The sequence below is a fragment of the Neolewinella persica DSM 23188 genome, assembly GCF_000373105.1.
GTDB classification, from domain to species: Bacteria; Bacteroidota; Bacteroidia; order Chitinophagales; family Saprospiraceae; genus Neolewinella; species Neolewinella persica.
Genome location: NZ_KB890414.1, coordinates 144,444 through 167,972, shown reverse-complemented (window position 1 = coordinate 167,972; position 23,529 = coordinate 144,444). Strand labels below are relative to the sequence as shown.

Annotated in this window: 24 protein-coding genes; 19 read left to right on the top strand and 5 right to left on the bottom strand. The window is 48.8% G+C overall.

All coding sequences use genetic code 11. From position 1 onward, the window contains the following. The first annotated feature begins 86 nt into the window (after nt 1-86). From B036_RS0102305 to B036_RS34385, 7 genes are all read left to right on the top strand, one after another. Nucleotides 87-1,130, top strand: coding sequence for a PhoH family protein (locus B036_RS0102305; protein ID WP_020567067.1), 1,044 nt, complete (start codon nt 87-89; stop codon nt 1,128-1,130). 583 nt (nt 1,131-1,713) lie between these two features. After that, on the top strand, nt 1,714-1,836 hold the full coding sequence (locus B036_RS34410) for a hypothetical protein (RefSeq protein WP_020567065.1): 123 nt from the start codon (nt 1,714-1,716) through the stop codon (nt 1,834-1,836). 103 nt (nt 1,837-1,939) lie between these two features. After that, nucleotides 1,940-2,062 carry a hypothetical protein gene (locus B036_RS34405; RefSeq protein ID WP_020567065.1) on the top strand — a complete coding sequence of 41 codons (123 nt, stop codon included), beginning with the start codon at nt 1,940-1,942 and terminating at the stop codon, nt 2,060-2,062. A 102-nt stretch (nt 2,063-2,164) separates the two neighbouring features. After that, the gene (locus B036_RS34400; protein WP_020567065.1) at nt 2,165-2,287 is read left to right on the top strand and encodes a hypothetical protein; all 123 of its coding nucleotides are present in this window, start codon (nt 2,165-2,167) and stop codon (nt 2,285-2,287) included. A gap of 103 nt (nt 2,288-2,390) precedes the next feature. After that, the gene (locus B036_RS34395; protein WP_020567065.1) at nt 2,391-2,513 is read left to right on the top strand and encodes a hypothetical protein; all 123 of its coding nucleotides are present in this window, start codon (nt 2,391-2,393) and stop codon (nt 2,511-2,513) included. Nucleotides 2,514-2,616: 103 nt separating this feature from the next. After that, complete coding sequence (locus B036_RS34390; RefSeq protein WP_020567065.1) at nt 2,617-2,739, top strand: hypothetical protein; 123 nt, start codon at nt 2,617-2,619, stop codon at nt 2,737-2,739. 103 nt (nt 2,740-2,842) lie between these two features. Then, nucleotides 2,843-2,965 carry a hypothetical protein gene (locus B036_RS34385; protein WP_020567064.1) on the top strand — a complete coding sequence of 41 codons (123 nt, stop codon included), beginning with the start codon at nt 2,843-2,845 and terminating at the stop codon, nt 2,963-2,965. A 9-nt stretch (nt 2,966-2,974) separates the two neighbouring features. Here B036_RS34385 and B036_RS0102265 read toward each other — a convergent pair whose 3' ends face one another. Continuing rightward, nucleotides 2,975-4,522, bottom strand: a complete 1,548-nt coding sequence (locus B036_RS0102265; RefSeq protein ID WP_020567063.1) for a hypothetical protein — start codon at nt 4,520-4,522, stop codon at nt 2,975-2,977. Between the two features lie 665 nt (nt 4,523-5,187). Next, a complete protein-coding gene (locus B036_RS0102255; RefSeq protein ID WP_020567061.1) occupies nt 5,188-5,700 on the bottom strand; it encodes an RNA polymerase sigma factor in 513 nt (170 codons plus the stop codon). 366 nt (nt 5,701-6,066) lie between these two features. Here B036_RS0102255 and B036_RS0102250 point away from each other — a divergent pair, with 366 nt between their 5' ends. From B036_RS0102250 to B036_RS0102225, 6 genes are all read left to right on the top strand, one after another. Further along, complete coding sequence (locus B036_RS0102250; RefSeq protein WP_020567060.1) at nt 6,067-6,384, top strand: thioredoxin family protein; 318 nt, start codon at nt 6,067-6,069, stop codon at nt 6,382-6,384. Nucleotides 6,385-6,400: 16 nt separating this feature from the next. Next, on the top strand, nt 6,401-6,934 hold the full coding sequence (locus B036_RS27740) for a response regulator (RefSeq protein WP_020567059.1): 534 nt from the start codon (nt 6,401-6,403) through the stop codon (nt 6,932-6,934). Nucleotides 6,935-7,095: 161 nt separating this feature from the next. Continuing rightward, on the top strand, nt 7,096-7,497 hold the full coding sequence (locus B036_RS0102240; protein ID WP_169435022.1) for a YtxH domain-containing protein: 402 nt from the start codon (nt 7,096-7,098) through the stop codon (nt 7,495-7,497). Between the two features lie 117 nt (nt 7,498-7,614). Further along, nucleotides 7,615-7,992, top strand: a complete 378-nt coding sequence (locus B036_RS0102235; protein ID WP_020567057.1) for a hypothetical protein — start codon at nt 7,615-7,617, stop codon at nt 7,990-7,992. Beyond that, complete coding sequence (locus B036_RS0102230; RefSeq protein ID WP_020567056.1) at nt 7,985-8,491, top strand: hypothetical protein; 507 nt, start codon at nt 7,985-7,987, stop codon at nt 8,489-8,491. Before B036_RS0102235 ends, B036_RS0102230 begins: the two co-directional genes overlap by 8 nt. 239 nt (nt 8,492-8,730) lie before the next feature. Then, complete coding sequence (locus tag B036_RS0102225; RefSeq protein ID WP_020567055.1) at nt 8,731-9,804, top strand: glycosyltransferase family 9 protein; 1,074 nt, start codon at nt 8,731-8,733, stop codon at nt 9,802-9,804. 105 nt (nt 9,805-9,909) lie between these two features. On the opposite strand, the gene B036_RS0102220 is transcribed toward B036_RS0102225, so the two are convergent. Continuing rightward, nucleotides 9,910-12,354 carry a M12 family metallo-peptidase gene (locus B036_RS0102220; RefSeq protein WP_020567054.1) on the bottom strand — a complete coding sequence of 815 codons (2,445 nt, stop codon included), beginning with the start codon at nt 12,352-12,354 and terminating at the stop codon, nt 9,910-9,912. A gap of 641 nt (nt 12,355-12,995) precedes the next feature. Then, entirely contained in the window at nt 12,996-13,391 is a 396-nt protein-coding gene (locus B036_RS27735; protein ID WP_169435021.1) for a DUF4783 domain-containing protein, read from the bottom strand. A 250-nt stretch (nt 13,392-13,641) separates the two neighbouring features. Here B036_RS27735 and gpmI point away from each other — a divergent pair, with 250 nt between their 5' ends. The 6 genes from gpmI to B036_RS0102180 all read left to right on the top strand — a co-directional run bounded on the left by gpmI (nt 13,642) and on the right by B036_RS0102180 (nt 21,221). Then, nucleotides 13,642-15,174, top strand: a complete 1,533-nt coding sequence (gpmI, locus tag B036_RS0102205; protein ID WP_020567052.1) for a 2,3-bisphosphoglycerate-independent phosphoglycerate mutase — start codon at nt 13,642-13,644, stop codon at nt 15,172-15,174. A 32-nt stretch (nt 15,175-15,206) separates the two neighbouring features. Next, on the top strand, nt 15,207-15,656 hold the full coding sequence (locus B036_RS0102200; RefSeq protein WP_020567051.1) for an META domain-containing protein: 450 nt from the start codon (nt 15,207-15,209) through the stop codon (nt 15,654-15,656). Nucleotides 15,657-15,888: 232 nt separating this feature from the next. Then, a complete protein-coding gene (locus tag B036_RS0102195) occupies nt 15,889-16,662 on the top strand; it encodes a TIGR02757 family protein (RefSeq protein WP_020567050.1) in 774 nt (257 codons plus the stop codon). 190 nt (nt 16,663-16,852) lie between these two features. Further along, the gene (locus B036_RS31525; protein ID WP_020567049.1) at nt 16,853-19,708 is read left to right on the top strand and encodes a peroxidase family protein; all 2,856 of its coding nucleotides are present in this window, start codon (nt 16,853-16,855) and stop codon (nt 19,706-19,708) included. Further along, nucleotides 19,698-20,570, top strand: coding sequence for an RHS repeat protein (locus B036_RS0102185; protein ID WP_026231596.1), 873 nt, complete (start codon nt 19,698-19,700; stop codon nt 20,568-20,570). The genes B036_RS31525 and B036_RS0102185 overlap by 11 nt, the downstream gene beginning before the upstream one ends. Before the next feature lie 78 nt (nt 20,571-20,648). Beyond that, nucleotides 20,649-21,221 carry a hypothetical protein gene (locus B036_RS0102180; RefSeq protein ID WP_020567047.1) on the top strand — a complete coding sequence of 191 codons (573 nt, stop codon included), beginning with the start codon at nt 20,649-20,651 and terminating at the stop codon, nt 21,219-21,221. Between the two features lie 558 nt (nt 21,222-21,779). Here the strand turns inward: B036_RS0102180 and B036_RS27725 are convergent. Beyond that, nucleotides 21,780-23,063 carry an NAD(P)/FAD-dependent oxidoreductase gene (locus B036_RS27725; RefSeq protein ID WP_020567046.1) on the bottom strand — a complete coding sequence of 428 codons (1,284 nt, stop codon included), beginning with the start codon at nt 23,061-23,063 and terminating at the stop codon, nt 21,780-21,782. Between the last annotated feature and the right edge of the window lie 466 nt (nt 23,064-23,529).

Sequence of the window (23,529 nt, the reverse complement as noted above, 5' to 3'; positions counted from 1 at the left end):
TTCAGATCGGCAACTTTTACTGTTATTCCGTAGTTTTGGGGTTAAGCATCAGTCGTTATTTCCATCGGCGATGAAAACCAGTTCATTTGAGCGAAATCATCCTATCCATCGGCGGGGTCGACCCCGTAGCTCTCCTGGGAGAGAACAATAAAAAACTGACCCAAATTCGGGAAGCTTACCCAGAATCTAAGATTACTCAGCGAGGCACCAAAGTCAAGATCAGCGGTGATAAAAGCGAGATGCAAAAGATCAAGCATCATTTTGAGCTGATGATGCGGCTCCTGGAAGATAACCGGGAAGTGAATGCACAAACCGTAGACGATATTCTTGCCGGGGAAAACCCTTTTGTGACCAAACTTGGAAATGGCGCGGCGAACAAGACAATTGTTTACGGCAGGAACGGTAAGCCGATCAAGGCCCGTACGGCTAACCAGGCTAAAATGGTTGAGTCTGCCGAGAAGAACGACATTGTCTTCGCGATCGGCCCTGCAGGTACCGGTAAAACGTATACTGCGGTAGCGCTGGCGGTTCGTGCGCTAAAGAACAAGTCGGTAAAAAAGATCATCCTGACGCGGCCGGCCGTAGAGGCCGGCGAGAGCCTGGGCTTCCTCCCTGGCGACCTGCAGGATAAGATTGATCCTTACCTCCGCCCGCTGTACGATGCGCTGGACGATATGATCCCGGCCGAGAAGCAGGAGAAATTCCGCGAGGAGCGCATCATTGAGATAGCTCCATTGGCCTATATGCGCGGCCGGACGCTGGACAATTGCTTCGTCATTATGGACGAGGCACAGAATACGACTACCAGTCAGCTTAAGATGTTTCTGACCCGTTTAGGTCCTTCCGCGAAGGCCATCATCACTGGAGATTTGAGCCAGGTGGATTTGCCCCATAATCAGCAGTCCGGTCTCCGCCGTGCGGTGAACCTTTTATCTCCGATCAAAGGCATCGGTACCGTCCGGCTTACCGCCGAAGATGTGGTCCGGCACCGCCTCGTAAAATCGATTATCAAGGCCTATGATGCGGCCGATAAGGAGGAGGAAAGAGGGCGTTTCTCAGGCCGACAGGAAAGCACTTTTGAGCGGCTTGGCCCTCCGGGTCGGAGCCGAAATGAAGGTTCAGAAGATTAAATATGCCTTTTTAATAATTGTTTTTAAACGTTTTTTCGCTCACAGGAGGAAAGAAAGCCAGCAACGCAAGTTGCTGGCTTTCTTTGTTTTAGGGCTATGGATTATTGAAATAAGCTTTTTTTTTATGCTAACCGACAGGCGTAAATTGATTTGAGCGGTCGGGGTCTATGTCCTGAGATTTGCAGCAGACAAAAACGAAATACGAACCATGAATAATTCGCTGACTTGCATACTTGATTTAACAATCGATTCTCCATGTTTCTCTGAGTCTTCAACAGCGTGTGATTCATCTTTTTCTCACCACAAAATCAAGCATACTATGATCGACGATATCATGCTTTAATTACCCAGATTATACTAAGCATTATACCTTAGAAAAACAGATTCTTTTACCCATAACCACACCCATCATGATTGATGATATTATGCTTTAACTACTCAGGTGATGCTAAGTATTATGCATCAGGAAAACAGATTTTTTTACCCATAACCTCCTCCATTATGATCGACGATATCATGCTCTAAAAGAGCAACTTTCACCACTGACAAATTCAACTCCTTTCTCACTACTCAATCTACAACAATGTCTACCCTCATTAATAGCCTTACTGTCGACCAAGTCGACGCCATCCTCTCTGCCTACGGCACGATTACCGATTGGCTCGGAACGCTCAATGCTACCGTCATTAACGACCTGATGCTGTAATAAACTGCCTTGGATAACTTCCTTTCGAGGCAACCTAACCAGCCCTCTTTAAGGGTAAAAACTGTCCTACTTCAACTCCTTTCTCACTACTCAACCTACAACAATGTCTACCCTCATCAATAGCCTTACTGTCGATCAAGTTGATGCCATCCTCTCTGCCTACGGCACGATTACCGATTGGCTCGGAACGCTCAATGCTACCGTCATTAACGACCTGATGCTGTAATAAACTGCCTTGGATAACTTCCTTTCGAGGCAACCCAACCAGCCCTCTGTAGGGTAAAAACTGTCCTACTTCAACTCCTTTCTCACTACTCAATCTACAACAATGTCTACCCTCATTAATAGCCTTACTGTCGACCAAGTTGACGCCATCCTCTCTGCCTACGGCACGATTACCGATTGGCTCGGAACGCTCAATGCTACCGTCATTAACGACTTGATGCTGTAATAAACTGCCTTGGATAACTTCCTTTAGAGGTAACCCAACCAGCCCTCTTTAAGGGTGATAACTGTCCTACTACAACTCCTTTCTCACTACTCAACCTACAACAATGTCTACCCTCATTAATAGCCTTACTGTCGATCAAGTTGATGCCATCCTCTCTGCCTACGGCACGATTACCGATTGGCTCGGAACGCTCAATGCTACCGTCATTAACGACCTGATGCTGTAATAAACTGCCTTGGATAACTTCTTTTCGAGGCAACCCAACCAGCCCTCTTTAAGGGCGACAAACTGTCCTGCTTCAACCTCTTTATCACTATTAACCTACAACAATGTCTACCCTCATTAATAGCCTTACTGTCGATCAAGTTGATGCCATCCTCTCTGCCTACGGCACGATTACCGATTGGCTAGGAACGCTCAATGCTACCGTCATTAACGACCTGATGCTGTAATAAACTGCCTTGGATAACTTCCTTTCGAGGCAACCCAACCAGCCCTCTTTAAGGGCGACAAACTGTCCTGCTTCAACCCCTTTATCACTATTAACCTACAACAATGCCTACCATCATTAATAGCCTTACTGTCGACCAAGTTGATGCCATCCTCTCTGCCTACGGCACGATTACCGATTGGCTAGGAACGCTCAATGCTACCGTCATTAACGACCTAATGCTGTAAAAACGGCTTTTATAAATTCCTTCTCAAGGCAGCTTCGTCAGCTCTAGTCATCGTTAAGTGATTGAGTAAAATCAGCCAAAGTTTTTCGTAAGGAATTAACTCTGTATTGTTGAGCTTCGAACGATCAGTTGTGGCTTGTAGCTTTCGAAATACCGCTTCTCCTTTTCTTTCTGCAATTCTGCGATTAAAATTTGCTTTTATCGTAATCAGTAAAAGTTTGAAGAAGCAATTATTCCTCAAGTTTTCATCATCTTTTAAATAACGGTTGCAATAGGCTTCAAGGCTTGCCGTCTTATCTATTGCGTCATCATACTTTTTTCTAATAATGGAGAAAAGTGCTTGAAGAACCAATATCTGAATATTTTCTCCCTTTTTATTTTGAGTAGAAGTGAAAACTTTGTTCATGAAGCTTGAAGCACGAAAATTTCTTAGCTTGGGCCAGTTGTCTTTAGGCACGATTTCACCAGCGGTAACTAAAAAGTTAATACAAGCTTCCAGAATAACCCAATGTTCCTGAGGACGGGAGGTAAGAAACCTGCTTATTTTATGCTGACTAACGGCGGTAAATTGGCGATACGCAAATTCATAATTGTCGGTTCTTAAGCCAAGCCGAACGGCATAGTCTGATAGGGCAAGGTCATTAATCGGATTCTCCTCTACTTGTTTTTTGGCGTACTTTATTTGCTGTTGGCCAAGTTCAAAATCATTAAGCATTATGGTACACTCCACACGGTTTAGCGCCAAAACGCTAAGTACGGTTTGACTGACCCCCTTGCACGCCATAAGCGTCTTACTTCCGCGCAAAGAGACCTCAATGGCTTCACGGTATTCTCCCCGCAACATACACCCCGTAATTTCGGTACCCACGAGCATACCTTGAATTAGAGATATTTTTGGATACTTTTTACTGATCTCGGCACACTCCGCTACGTACCGCCTGGCCTTTTGCCCCGTCTCCATAGGAGAGTCTCGTTGGGCATACATACTATTCCTGACTTCCCGGTAATAGTTAGTTACGATGCTTAGGTCATAACTTGCCTTACTGTAGAAGCGATTAAGTTCACTGTACTTTAAGTATAACTCTTCGTTGTAGAAAAGGCCGAGGTGCAAGGAGGAAATGACATCGGTCAGGCCTTGGTTCAAAGGAATTATTTCGTAATCTCGTACATTTTTAAAAGCTTGGAGGGCAATCTCTTTCGCCGCACTAAATGCTTTCCCTCCCAATAAAAGACGGACAACATCCAATTGTCGATAGCCATGTTGATAAGCCAGATCGTAGGACTTATAGGATGGAGAACTCAATCCTTGCATAATGTAAGCTTCAACCAATACGTGACGCAGCCGAGTTTTTAAGGTGCGGAAAGGTCCATGACTTGGCGTAAGTTTTTGTCCGTAAAGTTTTTTTACGATCTCACTCTCCGTATACTTACGGGCATGAACCAGGTTATAGAGCTTTCTAATGAGGCTTTTCTCCTGTTTTCCACCTTGCTCTTCCCGTAAGATCTTGTTTACCCATTTAGGCAAACAACATGAATCAAGTTCTATGAGTAACGTCATGGTTACAAAAGTACCATGATTTTAGGGTCAAATTCAAATCTTTTAATGATTTGATTTTCAGTTATTTAAGGTGTTTTAGGGCTTATTTAGTGTAAAAAAGCATAGTAACAAACTAGTGTATTTTGATGCTTTTTTATCAAAAACGCACCCTATCTTTGTAATGTCAAAGGGAAACACCTACGACTAGATGGAACTGTCCAATATCCATCTAATACGATTTTCTGTTCATTTTGTCTCTCTTGAAAGTGTTGTTCATAGTGTTATTTCATAGTGTTTCAGAGCATGCAGCAATAGGGACTGCATAGGTGTCTGTTTTGATGTGCCATGACCAGGAAGCTTAACAGTTGCTTTTTTTAGCGCAACTCATAACTTCTTACGGTCATGGCACTTTTATGCCTGCTTAGGTCAGTCTTATAACTATACCAGGCGCTGAAGCTCCCTTTCTTCTCGCTTGGGGATATCCAACTGCTCAAGTATAATTCGCCAAAGTTCTTCGTAAGATACGAGTTCTGTTTCATTTAGTCCAGATTTCCCTGCACTACCGTCCATTTGTTGAGGGTAGCTTTACCTTCCTTAAGAAATTATACAACAAAAAAGCCGGCTCCCTTCAGGGCAGCCGGCTAAAACACGTTAGTCATAAGTTCTTTATACCAGTGCTGTAAATTTTATACGGCAACCGGGCGTTCTCCAATCAGCGCCTTTAGTTTCTTGCGAGCCAGGAAGATGCGGCTTTTAACCGTTCCGATGGGGATGTTCAGGTGGCCGGAGATTTCCTTGTACTCGTAGCCACGGTAAAACATCAGGAAAGGAACACTGTAGATTTCGTTGATCTGGCGCAGTTTTGCCTGCAGTTCGTCCAGGTGAATCTTAGCTTCGCCTCCGTTGGCGGTAGCCGCCTTATTCTCTACTGCGAAGAGGAAGTTTTCCACCGGCTCGTTGACGTGGCGGCGGTTCTTCATTTTACGGTAACGATTGATGTAAGTATTCCGCATAATGGTCGACGTCCAGCTTTTGAAGTTCGTACCGGTAGTAAACTTCTCCCGGTGCTTGTAAGCACGGAAAGTCGTTTCCTGCATCAGGTCCTTTGCGTCCTCATAGTTACGGGTCAAGCGAAGGGCAAAGGAGAAGAGGATGTTTTCTAGGTTGTCCATTTCGGACACGAACTGCTGATTGGTCATAACTGATTGGGTTTAAATAAGAGAGAGAGAGTAGCAATGGGTTAAGGAAACTGTAATAGAAACTCACCAAGGTCTTACCAATAACCGTGCCAAAAACTCAATTTATTGATAATGAGAATGTTATGATAATTTGGTAGCCAGTTTCTCTGCTGACATATCGTGAGTTGATGAAATACAGTAAGTAATCGCCAAGAGGCAAGAACGTGATTAAGGCAAATTCAGAAAAGGAAGAAAAAAATACCATTCACGGAGTAAACACTAAGAGAGAATGTGCTTTCTATCTTCACCCGGCATTACCGGTGCTCTCGCTGAGAGAACAAACTAATCATTCCTTTTATCCCGTTATTGGGATGTGTCATCCTGTTTATGAATAAGCTAACCTCCATTGACGATGGGCAAATCTCTGGTTTGCTGCAAGCCGAAGGGCTTTCTGTTGTTTTGATGACCTCCCCCTGGGATGGTAATGGTATCATCCTGCGCAGCATTATTGAAAACCTCACCGCCCAGTTCCCTGCCGTTCAGTTCAGGGTAGCAGATTACGAAGCCAGCCCGAGGCTGGCCCGTCTATTCAACCTCATGTCTCCTCCTGGTATATTACTCATCAAGGCAGGAGAAATGATTCAACGTGTGACCGGCCCCGTGAGTGCCGGGCGCATCAGTGACCTCATTCGGGAAGCCGCCTGACTAAATAACTTTAACCATGAACACCGACATCTTTAAAGTCTTTATCCTCGAAGACATGCAACTCGACCTTGAACTGAATAAGCGACAGGTTCGAAAATATAACCCAGAGGTACTATTTGCCGTAGCCCGTAACCGGACGGAGTTCGAAGAGAAACTGGTCGATTTTCAGCCCGACATAGTACTATCTGACTACAACCTCCCCGATATGAACGGTCTGGAGGCATTGCTCTACGTACGGGAGCACCTTGACGGTACCCCTTTCATATTCATCACAGGCATTCTTAACGATGAGGAAAAAGTAGCCGAGACCATCTTAAGTGGAGCTTCCGGTTACCTGTTGAAGGAGAACATCAAGAAGCTTCCGGAACTATTAACAACAGTAGTTGCCCAAAACAGCCAGGTGATGCAACAACGTGAGCAGGACTGGCAGCGTCGAAAAGAGCAACAGATGGCTTTGCAAAAAGCCATTGGCACCCTGCGCAATACCGATTTTGTGGGTAAAGACGATGTTTTGGCTCAGTTGTTGAAACTTACGGATGGCCTGGCCTGAAACGCCTGATTTGCGAGGTCTTTAAGAGAATCGTTGAAAAGTTACGCTGTTTGATCATGTTTTTGAAGTGGCTTCGAACAATTTTGCAACTCATCACGATTTATATAGTACTAACCTTGCGGAACAGTTTTACTGCACTCCTCACCAAAATCAAAAAAATAATGAATAAAAATAACGACAACTCAAGTAAAGGATGGATCCTCGGTTTCGGCCTTCTCGCTGGCATCGCCGTTGGTTACTACCTCAACTCTAACGAAGGCCGCGCCGCCCGCCGTAAGGCACAGGTTCGCTTTGATGAATACGGTAATCAGATCTCTGAGTACGGTCATCAGGTATCTCAGCAAGTAAGCGAGCGCGCCAACCAACTGTCTGAAGACGCTAAGCATAAACTCCAGGAAGGCAAACAGTGGGCGGGTGAAACTGCCGACTCGCTGAAGTCTACGATCAATGAAAAAGCAACAGCACTGCGTACAGGTGCCGCAGACACCGTTGAAAGTGTAGAAAACAGCTTTAAGCGTGGCGTCAATAAAGCCAAGGCGAGCATCGAAGGCAAGAAGGCCTAAACAGGCACCTAGCTTTTGCTTGAAACTTAAAGTAACGGCCGCTTGAGCAGATTGCTCTGCGGCCGTTCGCATTTATTATCGGATTGAAATTACCCTCAAGGACACACCAACTAAAGCATGCACGCTAAAGACGAACTAATTGAGAAGCTTGGCGAAACTTATGGCTATATGAACCATATGTTCGACCGGAAAATGGAAGAGTACAAATTGGCCGCCGCTGAGAAATCGGCCATGACCGTCTCTAAAATGATTACCATCATTGTAATGACCATCCTGGGTGTGGTCATGGCAACATTTGGTCTGATCGCTTTCGCCTTTTACCTTGCCGGAGACATGCAAAACTCAGCCAGGGGATTCGGTATCGTCGCGCTGATCATGTTGGTTCTCATGGTGGTAGTCTTTCTGTTGCGTCGCTATATTATTGTCAATCCGGCAGTGACCAAAACCATTTCTTTCTTCTTCCCTGAACCCGAAAACGAAGCAAATAATGAGTAAGTCAAGTAATATCGATAGCCTCGCTGATCTTCATGCGCGCCAGGCTCAAGTGAAGCATGAAACTAAAGCGGCTAAAGAAGGACTGGTAGGTAGCCTCGCTCAGGCGCCCGGAAAAATGAAAAGGTTTGCCTACGAAGATTTAGCCATCCCCGCCATGGGCATTGGCCTGGCGGTTTATGTGGGATACCGGCTGATGCGTTCTACTAATAAGTCGCAGCTCAGCCCTCAGCAGGTTATGCCGGCAGCACAACCAATGGCTCCGGTTCCGGCGACCCCGTCAGCCCCGACCAGGGACATGCCTTCCACGGAGAACCAGGCTCCGCGCCCGGTAAAGCGTTCGATGCCTGAGGTTTCGGCGAAAGAGGTGGCTAAAAGCGGACTGAATCTTGCATCAATTATCTCTGCCGGAAAGCTTCTCATCCCAGCGGCTCAAGCAATTATGAGTGCCGTTCAGGACCATAAGGCGCAGCAGGCTAAACGTGATGAAGCGACTGCGTGACCACCGCTGGTAGCAGCGCAGCTAATTGGCTGACGTAAGTACTGTTCGCATTGCCTTGCGCTTACTCACTAGCGAACAAGTAGTCTGAAGTGAGTGGAAGTAGCGGGAGCTATTCTCCCATTCTTTTATTCACTCAGGCGCGGCCGCAGGTGCAAAGACAGTTTTAAGAAGCAGGCCCTCGGGCGTACGAGTATTCACACTGACTCCCGGACTATTTGACTCTCTGACTATTTCACCCCATGCCCGACAAGGTCCTGATCATCCGTTTTTCTTCCATTGGAGACATCGTTCTCACTACACCGGTCATCCGGTGCGTCAAGCAACAAACGGACCTGGAGGTTCATTTTCTTACCAAGCAATCCTTCGCAGGCGTATTAAGGGACAATCCTTACCTGGATCGGTTATGGACGATAAAGAAGGACATCAGCGAACTCAAAGAATCTCTGCTTAAGGAGCGTTTTAAGTATATACTGGACCTACACGGTAATCTCCGTACCCGGGAGTTGAAAACCCGGCTTGCCCTAAACGCTTTATTGCACCTGCGGCCGCGCCCTAAAACCAGTACTTTTCCAAAACTCAACTTCGAGAAATACCTCCTTACCCGATTCGGTAACAACCGAATGCCGGATATCCATATTGTTGACCGCTACTTAAGTACTGCCCATCGCCTCGGCGTGACGAACGACGGCAATGGCCTGGACTATTTCATCGCCCCAAATGATGAGGTGGACCTGCCGGGCAACGGCCTTCCGGAAGCTTACGTGGCTTTCGTCATCGGTGCCGCCCACGCGACCAAACGCCTGACGGAGACTCAGATGTTGGAGGTGTGCAAACGTTTATCCTTACCCGTCATTCTGCTGGGCGGGCCTGCCGAAAAGGAAATCGGTAGCCGCATCGCCACTGCAGCAGGAAACAGGACATATAATGCTTGCGGTCACTTTAACCTTGGTGGTTCCGCCAGCCTCGTCCGCCAGGCTACCATTGTTCTCACCCATGATACCGGATTGATGCACGTAGCTGCGGCCTTCCGTAAGCCGATCATCAGCGTCTGGGGAAATACGGTTCCAGACCTCGGGATGTACCCTTACCTCCCCGGCCAGGAATCCCTGGAAAAAGAAAGGCGGCAGGAAGTCGTCGGACTTTCCTGCCGCCCCTGTTCGAAGATCGGCTACCAGGAATGCCCCAAGGGGCATTTTCGGTGTATTATGAACCAGGACTTAGCGGCGATCGCCGCTGCAGTTAGTGGTCAGGGTTCAAGAGACATTAATCAGGGATCAGGAGACAGTGATCAAGATTCAGGGTTCAGGATTTAGTGGTCAGCGGGTGTACATGACTGAATGCTGAGTACTTGAAACTTGAAACCTGAAACTTGAAACCTGAAACCTGAAACCTGAAACTTGAAACTTGAAACCTGAATCCTACCGTGCTACCACAAACCGTCGGCTCTCCCCGCCGGCCCGCAACACGTAAGTTCCGCTTTTCAATTTCCCGACGGGTACACGAAAATTCTGCGCTTCGGCTTCTCCACTCAAAACTGTTCTTCCATTGAGATCGAGGATATGGAAGGGGCCAGCGATTAATGCAGCCGGCAGTGAGACGTTGATTTCATAGTTTGCGGGGTTGGGCGTCAGGCCAAGTGATGCCCGGTCATTTGTTTCCGGTAAGTCGGTTTCCGGAAGTTCTGGATTTCCACAAGGCGCTCCTTCGGAAATGACCACGTCGCGGAAGAAGCTGTTTCCGTCCCCGGTACCCACGTCGTGGTCGGCAGTGAAGAAGAGGTACTTGGCTTCCAGGCTATAGAATTGTCCGATAGGAATCTGGTAAAAACGCCAGGCGCCGTCGCCGGGGTAGGTATTGAAATCCCCGATGCCCCAGCCTTGGGTGCCGTACAGCCGGAAGGTAAGATTAGAAGACAGCACTTCGTTATTGTCCATGCCAATACCGTGAACTTCCCCTTCCATCGTCGAACGGAACCAGAAGGAAACCCAGGTGTCTTCCGTCATAGTGTAGTCTACTACGACTGCTTTCCAGGCGTTATTTTCAAGCTTGATACCTTTGTTGCCGGGTAGTAAAGAGAATTGACCACCATCCTGGTTCGTGCCGTAGGTTACAACGGGATATTCGACGAAGTCGATCACCGGGCATTCATTTTCGTCATCATCGTCGTCGTCTCCGGGCGCAACTTCGGGCAAGCAAAAATCAGCAACGGCAAGGGTGTCGAAACGCGTATTGTTTACGATCACGGTTCCGGAAGAGTCCCTTAGCTCGTAACGCCCTTGCCCGTAGGCACAGCAAATACCGTCACCGTCAAGGTCGGAAATCTCGAACACGTAGCAACCGTCGGTTACACATACGGTATCGCGTATGATTCGCCCCTTCTGTTTCTTGGGATAAGGGCCGCCAGTCGCTAGTACTGTACCCGTTTCGGTACGAATTTTCCACATGGTCTCCATGCCGAAGTCATCAAGCGTAACGTTGACGTAGACGGTTTGCTGGTCGCAGGAAATAGGCTCAGCAACATCATCATCATCATCATCATCGCCACCGCCGTTTCCGCCGCCGCCACCGCTGTCACAGACTGCCTGAACGCAACCCTGAGCCGAAGCTACCCGGTTGGCGATAACGGCAGAGGGCTGCGGACCAAAGCCAAAGTCGAAATTTATGCCCTGGGGCCGTAAATGGCAGTAAGACATGATGGTGCCGCCGTTGGTTGGGATGCCGGGAGTGCCGCATAGGCCTTCCGTCAGTCCCGCACAGCCGTCGATGGCCGTATTGTTTCCATTCCATACACAGGCGTGGGTGTGCTGGCTACCCAGAAGGTGGCCGAGTTCGTGCGAAATTACCATCGTCGTCCAGCTATAGACTGGAACGGCGGCAAAATTGGGGTGAATACTGGAAAAGCTCATCCTCGCAGCATTGAACGGATGGCAAAGCCCGTCGAGTACTGCAATGCCTCCACTTGCCTGATAGCTGATGAGCTGAGCAAGATCACCATTAAAGGAGGTGCGTTGTGATTGAAATTGGGTCAGCATCGCACTGCTGGTGGTGCCGAAGTATGGGCTGATTTCATCCCACACCAGTATTTCACTGATCTTTAAGTTGACATCTATTTCAGCATATAAGATGGCTACTTCGTTGAAATTGGCGGCAAGGTGCTGGGCGGCAGCAGTGACGCTGCCTTTGTCGAAAAAGACGTCGTAGTCGATCTCGAAGTAGATGTCTACACAGCCGACTGTTGACTGACTTTTAGCAGTGTAGTCCAACTCTTCGGCGGTGTAAGGAATACCAGTATCGGCAGTTCCACAGTCGAACTCCTGTTTTTCAGCCAACTGAGCATCGGGGAAGACGATGTAGGATATGGCTGAGTTTTTGTTGGATTGACGCTGCATCTTACCAAGGGCAAGGCGCTCGCCACCGGCATAAGTAATGGTGGCGGTCATTTCTCCATCAAGGAGGCTAAGGGCAACCTTACTTTTGGCGTCACCTGCTACTTGTCCGAAGTAATGCAGGCCAAGATTAGGATTGGGCACTGCCTTACCATCAGAAGCACGACGGAGTCGGAAATCAGTCCGCAGAAAAGTGTTGCGCTCTAGCCGTAAGGTCATTTCCGGGTTGATTCCCGCTGTAGCGGGAAGCGTCAGGTTCCAGCTATCTGGCGCATCAGCCAGCAACTGAGAATAATTTTCTGCATCAACTTCAAAAATTCCGTAGCGGACGAGTTCCTTATCCACCAAAGTACTTACCGAAGCCTTATTGGAGACGGGTTGGAGTAGGTTTATCGATTGGCCGGAGGCGAAAGTGGAGAGACAAAAAATAGTTAGTAATGCGAATGCATTACGAAGCGAATAAAAATTAGATTTCATGTTAAACAGCGTGTAGAGAGTGACACGGCTATGTGGGACAGTGTCACAAAGTTAATTATAATTGATATGTTTTCCAAAGACAATAGTGTGCAAGCTGTCTGTACTATGACGTACAGCAGGGCCGTAAGAAAATATATCAGTGATGGCGTCACGGCTCTGGCCGGCTAAATCTCCGTTGGAAGAACGCGTAATGGCGTAGAGAAGCTACCACGGTCAAGGACAGCTCTGGTAGGAACCAGAGCTAAGACCGCCCGGTTATGCTCCGCGCACCATGCGCAGTTCATACTTCGGATCATTATTGATCCAGTACCTTAAATAAGAATGGTTTGGCGAGGGAAGGTGCCAGCTTACGCTACGGGGAAGGGTGTAGCAAAACCAATATGTTCAGCGGGGAATGTTACGGACGCGTTGGGTAGTTAAATCTCAAAGCTCTTTTTTGCGTCTTGTGCGTTTCAGTTCTAATAAGAATCAGTGGTCGTCTGTGTAATGTAGTGCAAAGGTAACGCACCAGCCTAAGGGTAATTTGGACAACCAGCTACCGTTTAGTGAACGGTAGCAGAATAATATAATGCGGAGGCACAAAAAAAAACCGCCGTCGTGCTATGTGCACAACGACGGTCATTAAGTTCTTAAGCTGGAATTTATTCCCGCTCGAAACGTAGCTCCTGCAGAAGTACGCCGTTATTGCGTTTAGCTACGTAGACGTAAACGCGGAACGGACCATTTGCGGTAGCCAGAGTGCCGATACAATACTCCGCATCTGCAGATTTGGAAGCTCCCTGGTGTACTTTTCCAAAGCTGGAGGGCTTGAATTTACCAAAGAACGCTTTCAGGGCGGCAGTGGCTTGTTCGCGGCTGTAGAGGTCTTCTTCGTTGAGGATGCTGAGCTCAACCTCAGCGTCCATGATTGCGGCCAACTCGTCGACATTTCCGCTGCCGATGGCACGACAGACGTCGTCAAGAACAAGTGGTTTCTGTTCCGTAGCGGTAAGCACGGTACTGAAGCTGACCAGAAGGGTGAAGAGAATCGTTTTCATGGGAATATAATTTAGGTTACAAAATTGCCGGTTTCTGAAGAAAACGACGGGTAACCGTTGCATTTGGCCGGGTTTTAGGCCCTGTTGATGGCTAAATGACTATCTATTAGACGTCGTTATGCACAAATGTCACAATAGATACACCTTGCAAACGCCCCCATGGGCATGTGGATTGCTAAGAGAAAGTTAAGTTTTTAGTTGATTTTCAAACAACGTACCTTCGCGGCCAGCAACTCAACTCCCCAAATAAATGAAAACCGGCAAAGCACTTCTCATTATCCTCGACGGCTGGGGAATAGGCCAAAGACCCGAGGCAGACGCCCTCGCTCAGGCCCATACGCCAAACTTTGATCGTATCTATAAGGACAGGCCGCATAGCACTCTGGTAACCTATGGGGAGGAAGTTGGCCTGCCGGAAGGGCAAATGGGGAATTCAGAAGTAGGTCACCTCAATATCGGTGCCGGCCGCGTTGTTTATCAATCTTTTGCCCGCATCAACAAAGCTGTCCGGGAGGGAGAACTCGCTAAACTGGAAGCTTTACAGGATGCGCTGCGCTACGCCCGCGAAAACAAGAAGGCTGTTCATCTTATGGGCCTGCTCAGTGACGGAGGAGTCCACTCCCACATCAACCACTTGCTGCGCTTGTCGGACATTGCCACCGCTGCCGGAAACCGGCGCATCTTCGTACACGCGTTCACCGACGGTCGGGACGTCTCTCCCGACTCCGGCAAAAGTTTCGTGAAAAGACTCATCGAGCACCTTGCCGACCAGCCCACCGAATTAGCCACCGTAACCGGCCGTTTCTACGCAATGGATCGCGATACCCGCTGGGAACGGATCGAAAAAGCCTACGACGCGATGGTGAAGGGAGAAGGCTCCCCGTCAACGGATATCCTGGCCAGTATCGACGCAAACTATGCAGCGGGTACCATGGATGAATTCATCGAACCTATCGTGATGTACAAAGCCGGTGACCCGGTAGCAAAGATCGAGGACGGAGACGTCGTGATCAACTTCAACTTCCGTACCGACCGCCCCCGCCAGATCACCCGCGCTCTGACACAAGAAGATTTTCCGGAGTATAGAATGCAACGACTGCCCAACCTGCGCTACCTGTGCATGACGCAGTACGACGAGAAATTTGAAAACGTCACGGTCCTCTTCAAGCCGGATGACCTCACCCAGACTATGGGGCAGATCGTCAGCGAAGCCGGACGTACGCAGGTCCGCATCGCCGAGACGGAGAAATATGCCCACGTTACCTTCTTTTTTAGTGGAGGGCAGGAAGATGAATTTCCCGGTGAACGCCGTATCCTGATCGATAGTCCGCGGGATGTGGAGACTTACGACCAGAAACCGGAGATGGGGGCCTATGAAATCACCAAAGCCATCATTAAGGATATCCAGGAAAACCAGCCGGACTTCATCTGCCTCAATTTTGCCAATACCGATATGGTGGGGCATACCGGAGACTGGGATGCGGCCATCAAAGCCGCGGAGGTGGTGGATGAATGCCTGGGGGAGCTGCTGAACGTCAGCCAGAACTATGCCTATCACGCACTGGTGATTGCTGACCACGGCAATTCCGACGTTATGAGAAATGAGGACGGCAGCGTTCATACGGCACACACCACGAACCCCGTTCCCGTAATTTACGTTGGAAGCGAAACAGATCTGGTGCTGCGTTCCGGTGGAAAACTAGGTGACGTAGCCCCTACCTTGTTGCAATTTATGGGCATCACCCCGCCATCCGCCATGACCGGCAGGTCGTTGGTCGGATAAACTTATCTTTCTGGTAACCAACAGCTTTCTTTATGCGTATTCTATCCATCCTCGTGGTCCTCTTCCTCGCCCTGGCCTGTCAACCTAAGACCGGTGCCGTGGCCGGAGAAGCCGCAGACAACAAAAAAGAAATGGCTACTATTCCCGTCCCTTCTGCCTGGGTTATTAAGACCTGTGAGCAAAATGGTAAAAGCATTCCCGCAGTAAACAGTAAAGGTTTTATTGCTATCCGTGAGGGCCAAATAGGGGGTAACTCCGGTTGTAACACCTTTGGAGGTGACTGGACGGGCAGCGCCGCAAAAATGAAAGTCCCCGGTGTCATGTCAACAAAGATGTACTGTCAGGATGCCGCCGAACAAGAGCAGATGGTCTTTGACCTGCTGAACGGCACGGTGACGACTAAGGTCTCTGGAAACGAACTCACCATGAGTGGCTCGGGAATTACCCTTACCCTGATGCGGAATGATAAATTGCTGAAGTAGATCATAGATCACAGGCTCCTCTCCTTGTTCTTTTAGCTGGTATTGCACCTGCGGCCGCGCATTATTAGTCAAATAGTAGATAGTCAAGTAGTCAGATAGTAGCTACCGCAAGGGGGGGCTCGCTTCGCTCGTGCGGCATTAAATCTTCCCGATATATGCACCTGATTACCGAATAACCAGACAACCCCGAAACCCCGATAACCCGACATCTGGAAAACCCGAAAACCGGACCATGACCAAAGCTGAACTCCGCGCAACCCTGGACCACTACCACGACCGGTACAATCGCCCAGACTTCATCCCTGATGATCCGATCGGCCTCGTACATGCCTTCGATGATCCGCGTGACCGGGAAGTTATCGGGTTTTGGGTGGCTACTCTTGCCTGGGGGCGGCGAGCCACCATTATCAATAAAGGCGCTCAATTGATTGAGCTGATGGGCGGAGAACCCTACCGTTTCATCACCGAACACCGGGAGGAAGACCGCGCGCGCTTTGCCGATTGGAAACACCGGACATTTACCTATACAGATACCCTGTATTTTTTGGAGTACCTGCAACGGTTTTATCAGGAAAATGCAAGTCTGGAAACTGCCTTCTCCCGCCACCTGACGCCGGAGGACCAAACAATCGAGCCCGCACTTATTGGTTTCCATAACGATTTCTTCAGTTTGCCGGAAGCCCCGCAAAGGACCCGGAAGCACGTGGCCAGCCCCGCCAGAAAATCGCGCTGTAAACGCTTGTGTATGTACCTGCGCTGGATGGTCCGTCAGGATGACCGGGGTGTGGATTTTGGCGACTGGCATCAAATCTCTCCGGGGCAACTTTGCCTCCCGCTCGATGTGCACGTCGAACGCCAGGCCCGCCGCCTGAAACTATTGAAACGCAAACAAACAGATTGGCAAGCGGTACTGGAATTGACGGCCGCGGTACGCCGGTTTGATCCAGAAGATCCCGGTCGCTATGATTTTGCCCTTTTTGGCATGGGGATCGACGAGTCTAAGTAAATAATCACCGGGGAATTCTTTGCTAACCTGCAAATAACCCTCCGTTATCGGGATTGAGTACAGCGCCCATTTTTTCCTGATAAGCCTGGTAGAATCGTCAAATTTCTGTCCTTTCCCTTTACTGATGCTACCGGTTGTGCCGTGTTTCTTACCTTTAGATGTCTTTTTTTACATAATCTCAACATGCGTTATGACTAATAAATTACGCTACGGCCTCTTCGGCTGTTTATTTGTGTTGTCGTTCAATCTTTCCGCGCAAACTGACGATGTTTCCCTGTACCGGACGATCGATGGCCAGTATAATAACCCGAATAACCGCCAACGCGGTGCCACGCATACTGCCCTGATCCGGCTTGCGGGTGATGGGTATGTTGACGGGCAGTCGGCTCCCGCCGGCCCGAACCGACCTAACCCACGCGTTATCTCTAATACCCTGTTCGCTCAGGAAGGGCTACTCAATGACCCCGTGGGCCTGAGTGACTACACCTGGGTTTTTGGTCAGTTCATTGACCACGATATTGCACTTACGGATCAACTGGGAGAAAACCTGCCGATTCCCGTCCCAATGGGAGACCCTGACTTTGACCCCTTCTTTTTCGGTACCGTTCACATCCCCTTTCACCGGAACCTCCCCCGCCTGGGAACAGGGTTCGGTATTGGAAACCCAAGGAATTATGATAATGAGATTACCGCCTTCGTTGACGGTTCAGGTGTTTATGGTTCTGATGAGTCCCGAGCCAACTGGCTCCGGTCCTTTGAGGATGGCAAATTAAAAGTTAGCGCAGGAAATATGCTGCCCTACAATACCCTGAATGCAGAAATAAATGGTCCCCGGGACCCCAATGCGCCTTTCATGGCCAATGGGACGGGATTCGGCGGAGCACTGTATGTGGCCGGAGATGTGCGTGCCAACGAAAACCCATTACTGGCAAGTTTCCACACTTTATTTGTTCGGGAACACAACCTGCAATGTGACCGCCTGAAGCAGGAGAATCCGGATTGGACGGATGAACAACTCTATCACCATGCCCGCAAGCTTGTGGGTGGGTTGATCCAGAGCATCGTCTACAATGAGTGGCTCCCAGCTATGGGCGTACCGGTAGGGGATTACCCGGGATACGATATGTCGATCAACCCCCAACTGGCTAATTCTTTCTCTGCGGCGGCTTTTCGGGTAGGTCACACTTTACTGAATGGTAATATCCGCCGGCTTGATGCTAACGGCGAAGTGCTGGCCCAGGGCAATATGACCCTGCGGGATGCCTTTTTTAATCCATTAGCTTTACAAGAAACCGGACTTGATCCTTTTCTGCGCGGCATGGCCGAGCAAACCCAGCAAATGATGGACAGCCGGGTGGTGGACGATGTCCGCAATTTCCTCTTTGGCCCTCCCGGTGCCGGCGGACTTGACTTAGCCTCCATCAACATCATGCGTGGGCGAGAGCGAGGTCTCCCTTCCTACAATATAGTTCGTCGGGCCTACGGTCTTCAAACCCTCTTTGAATTCGACGCGATAAACCCGGATTTTGAAGTTTATAATACCCTGGAGGAACTGTACGCAGGGGACATCGACGAAATTGATCCCTGGGTCGGAATGTTGGCGGAGCGACCCATGCCCGGTTCCATCTTTGGTCCTACGATCCGGAAAATTATGGAGCAGCAATTTGGCGACTTGCGGGCGGGAGATCGTTTTTTCTACCTCAACGATCCCGTGCTTACTGAAGCTGAAAAAGACTGGATTCATAACACGACTTTTCGCGATGTCATTTACCGCAACAGCGGCGTGGACCTGATGCAGGAAAACGTTTTTGAGGCGATGCCCTTCAGCGAAATTTGCGGCGGCGCTACCGTTGCTGCCGACGGTCTGATCCGTGTACACAGCACCAATGCCAACCTGGAAGGAGTAACGGTTTCCGCCGTGGACGCTAACGGTGAAGTTATGAGCGCAGACCTGACGACCGCCCTTGGCTTTTACGATTTTGACGAACTCCCCGCCTGTCGGGAACTGAAATTGGTTGCAGAGTTAGATGATGACTGGACAAACGGTCTCGACATCTTCGACATGGTCGACATTAACCTCCACCTGTTGGGGCGGCAGGAATTTTCGAGCCCCTACCAGCTACTGGCGGCGGATGCTAACGGAGATACTGAAGTTGACGTTTTCGACATCATCGCCCTCGCACGGCAGATTCTTGGCCTGGCCACTAGTTTACGGCCTGAACCGGAGTTGCCATGGATATTCGTACCAGCAGGCTACGAATTTGAAAACCCGGCCAATCCCTTCCTGGAAAACTATCCTACCAGCATCGATTTTGCTGACGTAGATCCGGCGGACATCAATCAAGGATTCGTGGCGATGAAACGCGGAGACGTGAATGCAGATGCGGAACTAAACGTTAGTAACCTGCGCGTGGGGTTGGTTGTCGATCTACCCGATGCCGTAGTTTCGGCGGGGGCAGAGCGCCTGGTTGAAGTACGCTTCAGCGGTGACGAGCTGGCAGGTTTTCAGTTGGAACTAGAAACGGAAGGCCTGGAGTTACTCGGCGTGGCGTACACTGATCTGCCAGCGGAAAACTACCGGGTTGCGGCCGGTAAATTACAGCTGCTTAACCTGGAAAGTGGCGCTGCGGAGCATGCGGTAGTGCTACGGGTAAAGGCGAATAGTACGGGCAACCTCCGGGAAATGTTCTCCATAGCGGAGGATGCCGGGCGGTCCGTTGCGGTTGCCGCCGATGGCTCGCCATTGCGCGTGGTTTTGGGCGCGGTCGCGGGTGCAGAGGAAGGTTTTTTAGAAAGCAAGATTTTCCCTAACCCCTTTGCCGATGTAGTTACTCTGAACTTCGCCGCTCCGCTGGAGACAAGCTCTACCGCCGAGATACTGGACGTAAATGGCCGGGTACTCCGCACGCAGGCTTTGCCTGCGGGTACTGAAACGACCCGGTTCAGCGGCTTGGCGCTTCCGTCTGGAACTTACCTTCTTAGGGTGGTTGGTGCTGCGGGTAAAGTTGAGATGGTACGGGTGCTGGAGACGGTGAGTGCGCGCTAAGGGAAGTGACTGGAAGTTGGGGGGATCTCCTCACTATCGGTTTAATGGGATCGAACGGAATGAGGACTTGGGACTAGATTTAGCGGCATTTAGAAGCTATGATCCGGCGATAGGACGGTGGTTGCAAGTGGATCCTAAGGCTGAGTCTTTTGTCCAAATGTCTCCTTACACTGGAATGGGTAACAATCCAATTTCATACGCAGATCCTCTTGGAGATAGCATATGGGTCACTATCGAACAGTCACGTAATAATGACGGAGTATTAGTCAATAACTTCACCATACATGCTGAGGGGAAAGTGCTTAATTCAGCAGGTTGGTTTGGCAACGCTAAAAAAGTAGCCACTGGCATAAATGATTATTACAACGGGCAATCATCAAGCACTCAATCAGGCAATGGAATTACTAATATATCATTTGATGTTAATTTTTCGGAGGCCAGCTCTATGAGCCAGGTTGCCAAAAGTGATCATTTATTAGTGATAGTTGACAATGTTTTAGGTAAAGCCGACCCCGACCTAGGAGGAGGAAATGCTGGGGGATTAGCTAATACTCCAGGTAAGATAGGATACATCGAAGGTAATTCCGTCTCTACAGCAATCCATGAGTTCGGGCACAATATGGGTTTGCCCCATGTGCCCAACGGAACGAGCAATATCATGTCATACGATAATCCAAAGTCAGTTTTGACGGGTTCACAGATGGTCAATATTCTATCTAATGTGAGTGATGCAAATCGGGGGTCAAACCGAGAGATATCCAAATTCACTAATACCAATTGGTTTTATCATACTTCGACGAACATTGCGCCCTGGGGCTTCAATGTGAAGAAAGGTGATATAATACCTAAAAGAATATATTAAAAGAGGCAATGTATGATAAACCGACTTAAGGCACTGGTGCTAATCAACATATTTCTGTTTTTCTTAATAGGCTGCCACATGCAACATGATATAGCCTACGGTTTTCCTATTTCAAATTGTGAGAAGAAAACAGAATTTTATAGTGACACGCATTTCATAATCTATGATTGTGAAGAATGGGAAGTTCAGATTGACTATGGATATGGAGTTTACTCTTCGAGTACTCCATATTCCGGTGAAGAATATATCAAAAGCGGTCAGTGGAAAATAAATGCGATTCCGAAGCTAAAAATCAATAACGGAGAAAAGGTTGACATTGAAGCCATCATGGACAGTATGAGTGTCGTGTCAATTGGCGATGATTTACACGTCAACTTTTCATACTTCGATAGCAACTATTCTCATGCCATTACAGTTCCAGAGGAAGTTGCAAAATTCTCTAAAATGAATAGCCTAGATGATGGCGAAGTAACGATACAGCTATACGGCAATGCAAAAATGAATGAATTTCAATATTTCATGATTGACAATTCCAACAAAAATAGTAATTTTCCAAAATCTCTTTCCATTCATGTAAAAACGGAAAGAACGATGACCACCTCTGAAGTATCTGCTCTTTTTGAAAACATAAGTTTCCCCCCCAATGAATAGCTACCCGCAGGTGTCTCAGCACTTGTCGGGTAGCGGCAATTGGGTAGGGCGACTAAATTGTTTTTATTGTGGCGTTGTTTTGGAACGCAGAACGGGTTTCAGCTTTGCTGTTTATTCCTTCTGCGTTCGTAACGAAGGCCGTTCCGTTAACCTAAGCGCCCCCAGTCTTAGCCGCTCAAACCAGTACATCAATAGCCCTGGTATTCCGTTCGCTCACACCCTGAGAGGAAAGCACGCAACTCGACCAAAATCGTCTGACGAACCTCTGGCCTATTAAAGGTCGTCTGGCGGCTAACTCAGAATTCTAAACGGAATAACCTATGTATGATGATTATGGTCGAACCTGCAACAGCGAACGAAGTGAGCGGCTGCAACCTGCAACGTGAGCGCAAGCGAACGCTGCAACCTGCAAAAAAAGAACCCCCGTACCCATCAAATAGGGTCGGAGGCTCACTTTACACTCACTAGTATATGAAACTTAATCAACTAATTCTTTAACTCCACTTTGGAGCAAATTGTTACGAAATATAACTTAAAAAATGTTAAAATTTCGTTAGGTTATTTTGAAACCGTTGAATCTACTGCCGGAAGCTTGCCAGATTTGGCCCGAAAGAGCTTCCACCAGAACATTGGTTTGACCAATTGCTTGCGCAATTCAAAGTCGGTGTACATTCTACAGAGTACCTCAATCACCTTAGGGTTGGCTGCAACGATGCCAGTTAGGAAATTAGTTAGCCATTTAATCTGCATGATTTGTTGCATCCGGTAACTCAGACGGAGTTCGGTACGCAATACCCGTTCGATGCGAACGTCGTAATCTTTCAGAAAAACAGCGTCGAACCGGTTTTCGGCCAGGCATTTCTCGGCCAGCTCGGCGGCGATGAACCCTGAATAAGTGGCGTTGCCGATCCCTTCTCCCGTTAAAGGATCGATCAGGTGCCCGGCATCACCGACCAGCAGGTAGTTGTCTCCCGATAACACCCGGTCTTTAGAGCCGAGGGGAAGACCGTAGCCCATGGTCGGGTCAATCTGCTCGGCATCTTTGAAGCGTTCTTTGAATTCGTCGGAGGTAACGATCTCGTCCAGCGCCTCGCGGAGGTTGATCTTTTTCTTCTTCACAATGTCTGACCGCATACCGAGGCCGATGTTGGCTTCTCCGTTGGGCAAGGGGAAGATCCAGAAATATCCGGGGTTGTATTTTTCCAGGAAGTGGAGTTCGATGAAATTGTCTTTGTGAAATCCGGTGATGCCTTTCCAATAAGCACGCACGGCCGCAGCGTAGTGGTCGTGGTCGATTTCCTGACCGGCCTCCTTACGGCTGAAACGGCTGTGGGCGCCGCTGGCATCGACGAGGAGGCGGCAGCTCCAGCTTTCGGATTTGTCTTTGGTCGTCACGGTGTAGCCGTCCTCCGTTTTTTGCCAGCTGCCGATCTCCGTATTCAGCCGCAGGTCAATATTGTCCCGGCGTTGCACCTCCTCGATGAGGAAGGCGTCGAAGTCCATCCGCTTGGAAACGTAGCCTGGTGCTGCGTCGGGAATACGCTCGTAGCCAACTTTGAATGGTAGCTCGATCAACTTTTTAGAAGGTGGAATGAAACGGATACCCCAAACATCAATGGGCGTGAACCGCTGCCGGAACCGCTCCATAATGGCTGGGTCCAACCTGTTGAGCAGGGTAGGGACCTTGCCGCTAAGGGCATCACCGCAAATTTTATCGCGGGGGAACGTCGCTTTATCGATCAGAACGCAGGGAATATCCAGGTAAGAGAGCCTTAGGGCGGTGGCTGCGCCACCGGGGCCGGCGCCAATAATGACGATGGGGGTTTCTTGGAGGGTTGACATGGGGCTAAGGTACGGCGGTTTTTACTCCTCTTCCGTAATTAGCGCGTCATGGATTTGCCGTTCCGCCTCACTAAGAAATGGGTGGTCTACGTTACCTCTTGGATAAACTTCTCCATACTTTGAGCGGTAGTAAGGAGTAAAGTCATCTTCAGTAGCCCTTCCCCGTAAGCGGCTGTCAATTTTGCGTTTAACTATTCTTCCAGAGTACCTTTCAAACCCCGCATACAAATTGCCTTTCTAATGTGAGTTCTTATTCTCTTGGTAAGGTCATCAACACCAATTTCCTCATCAGTTATACCAAAGTACCAGATGAACTTTTCATGGTGGTCGTAGAGTATGTTCTTGTCGATCAGGTTCCAGTAACGCTCTTCACGGTTTTTTCTTGGCCTGAAGTTTAGACAGGTTCGTAATGAAGTTAATGGCCTCTTCCTGCCAGTCCTTAGGTAACGCAATGAAATGTTCCTTG

What these genes read in the sequence shown, in the direction of transcription:
- B036_RS34385 (WP_020567064.1), top strand. Translation starts at nt 2,843, where the DNA reads ATGCCTACCATCATTAATAGCCTTACTGTCGACCAAGTTGATGCCATC.
- B036_RS0102230 (WP_020567056.1), top strand. Translation starts at nt 7,985, where the DNA reads ATGAGTAAGTCAAGTAATATCGATAGCCTCGCTGATCTTCATGCGCGC.
- B036_RS0102225 (WP_020567055.1), top strand. Translation starts at nt 8,731, where the DNA reads ATGCCCGACAAGGTCCTGATCATCCGTTTTTCTTCCATTGGAGACATC.
- B036_RS34400 (WP_020567065.1), top strand. Translation starts at nt 2,165, where the DNA reads ATGTCTACCCTCATTAATAGCCTTACTGTCGACCAAGTTGACGCCATC.
- B036_RS0102220 (WP_020567054.1), bottom strand. Translation starts at nt 12,354, where the DNA reads ATGAAATCTAATTTTTATTCGCTTCGTAATGCATTCGCATTACTAACT.
- B036_RS34390 (WP_020567065.1), top strand. Translation starts at nt 2,617, where the DNA reads ATGTCTACCCTCATTAATAGCCTTACTGTCGATCAAGTTGATGCCATC.
- B036_RS0102235 (WP_020567057.1), top strand. Translation starts at nt 7,615, where the DNA reads ATGCACGCTAAAGACGAACTAATTGAGAAGCTTGGCGAAACTTATGGC.
- B036_RS0102240 (WP_169435022.1), top strand. Translation starts at nt 7,096, where the DNA reads ATGAATAAAAATAACGACAACTCAAGTAAAGGATGGATCCTCGGTTTC.
- gpmI (WP_020567052.1), top strand. Translation starts at nt 13,642, where the DNA reads ATGAAAACCGGCAAAGCACTTCTCATTATCCTCGACGGCTGGGGAATA.
- B036_RS27740 (WP_020567059.1), top strand. Translation starts at nt 6,401, where the DNA reads ATGAACACCGACATCTTTAAAGTCTTTATCCTCGAAGACATGCAACTC.
- B036_RS0102250 (WP_020567060.1), top strand. Translation starts at nt 6,067, where the DNA reads ATGAATAAGCTAACCTCCATTGACGATGGGCAAATCTCTGGTTTGCTG.
- B036_RS34410 (WP_020567065.1), top strand. Translation starts at nt 1,714, where the DNA reads ATGTCTACCCTCATTAATAGCCTTACTGTCGACCAAGTCGACGCCATC.
- B036_RS0102180 (WP_020567047.1), top strand. Translation starts at nt 20,649, where the DNA reads ATGCAACATGATATAGCCTACGGTTTTCCTATTTCAAATTGTGAGAAG.
- B036_RS34395 (WP_020567065.1), top strand. Translation starts at nt 2,391, where the DNA reads ATGTCTACCCTCATTAATAGCCTTACTGTCGATCAAGTTGATGCCATC.
- B036_RS27725 (WP_020567046.1), bottom strand. Translation starts at nt 23,063, where the DNA reads ATGTCAACCCTCCAAGAAACCCCCATCGTCATTATTGGCGCCGGCCCC.
- B036_RS0102255 (WP_020567061.1), bottom strand. Translation starts at nt 5,700, where the DNA reads ATGACCAATCAGCAGTTCGTGTCCGAAATGGACAACCTAGAAAACATC.
- B036_RS0102265 (WP_020567063.1), bottom strand. Translation starts at nt 4,522, where the DNA reads ATGACGTTACTCATAGAACTTGATTCATGTTGTTTGCCTAAATGGGTA.
- B036_RS34405 (WP_020567065.1), top strand. Translation starts at nt 1,940, where the DNA reads ATGTCTACCCTCATCAATAGCCTTACTGTCGATCAAGTTGATGCCATC.
- B036_RS31525 (WP_020567049.1), top strand. Translation starts at nt 16,853, where the DNA reads ATGACTAATAAATTACGCTACGGCCTCTTCGGCTGTTTATTTGTGTTG.
- B036_RS0102200 (WP_020567051.1), top strand. Translation starts at nt 15,207, where the DNA reads ATGCGTATTCTATCCATCCTCGTGGTCCTCTTCCTCGCCCTGGCCTGT.
- B036_RS0102195 (WP_020567050.1), top strand. Translation starts at nt 15,889, where the DNA reads ATGACCAAAGCTGAACTCCGCGCAACCCTGGACCACTACCACGACCGG.
- B036_RS27735 (WP_169435021.1), bottom strand. Translation starts at nt 13,391, where the DNA reads ATGAAAACGATTCTCTTCACCCTTCTGGTCAGCTTCAGTACCGTGCTT.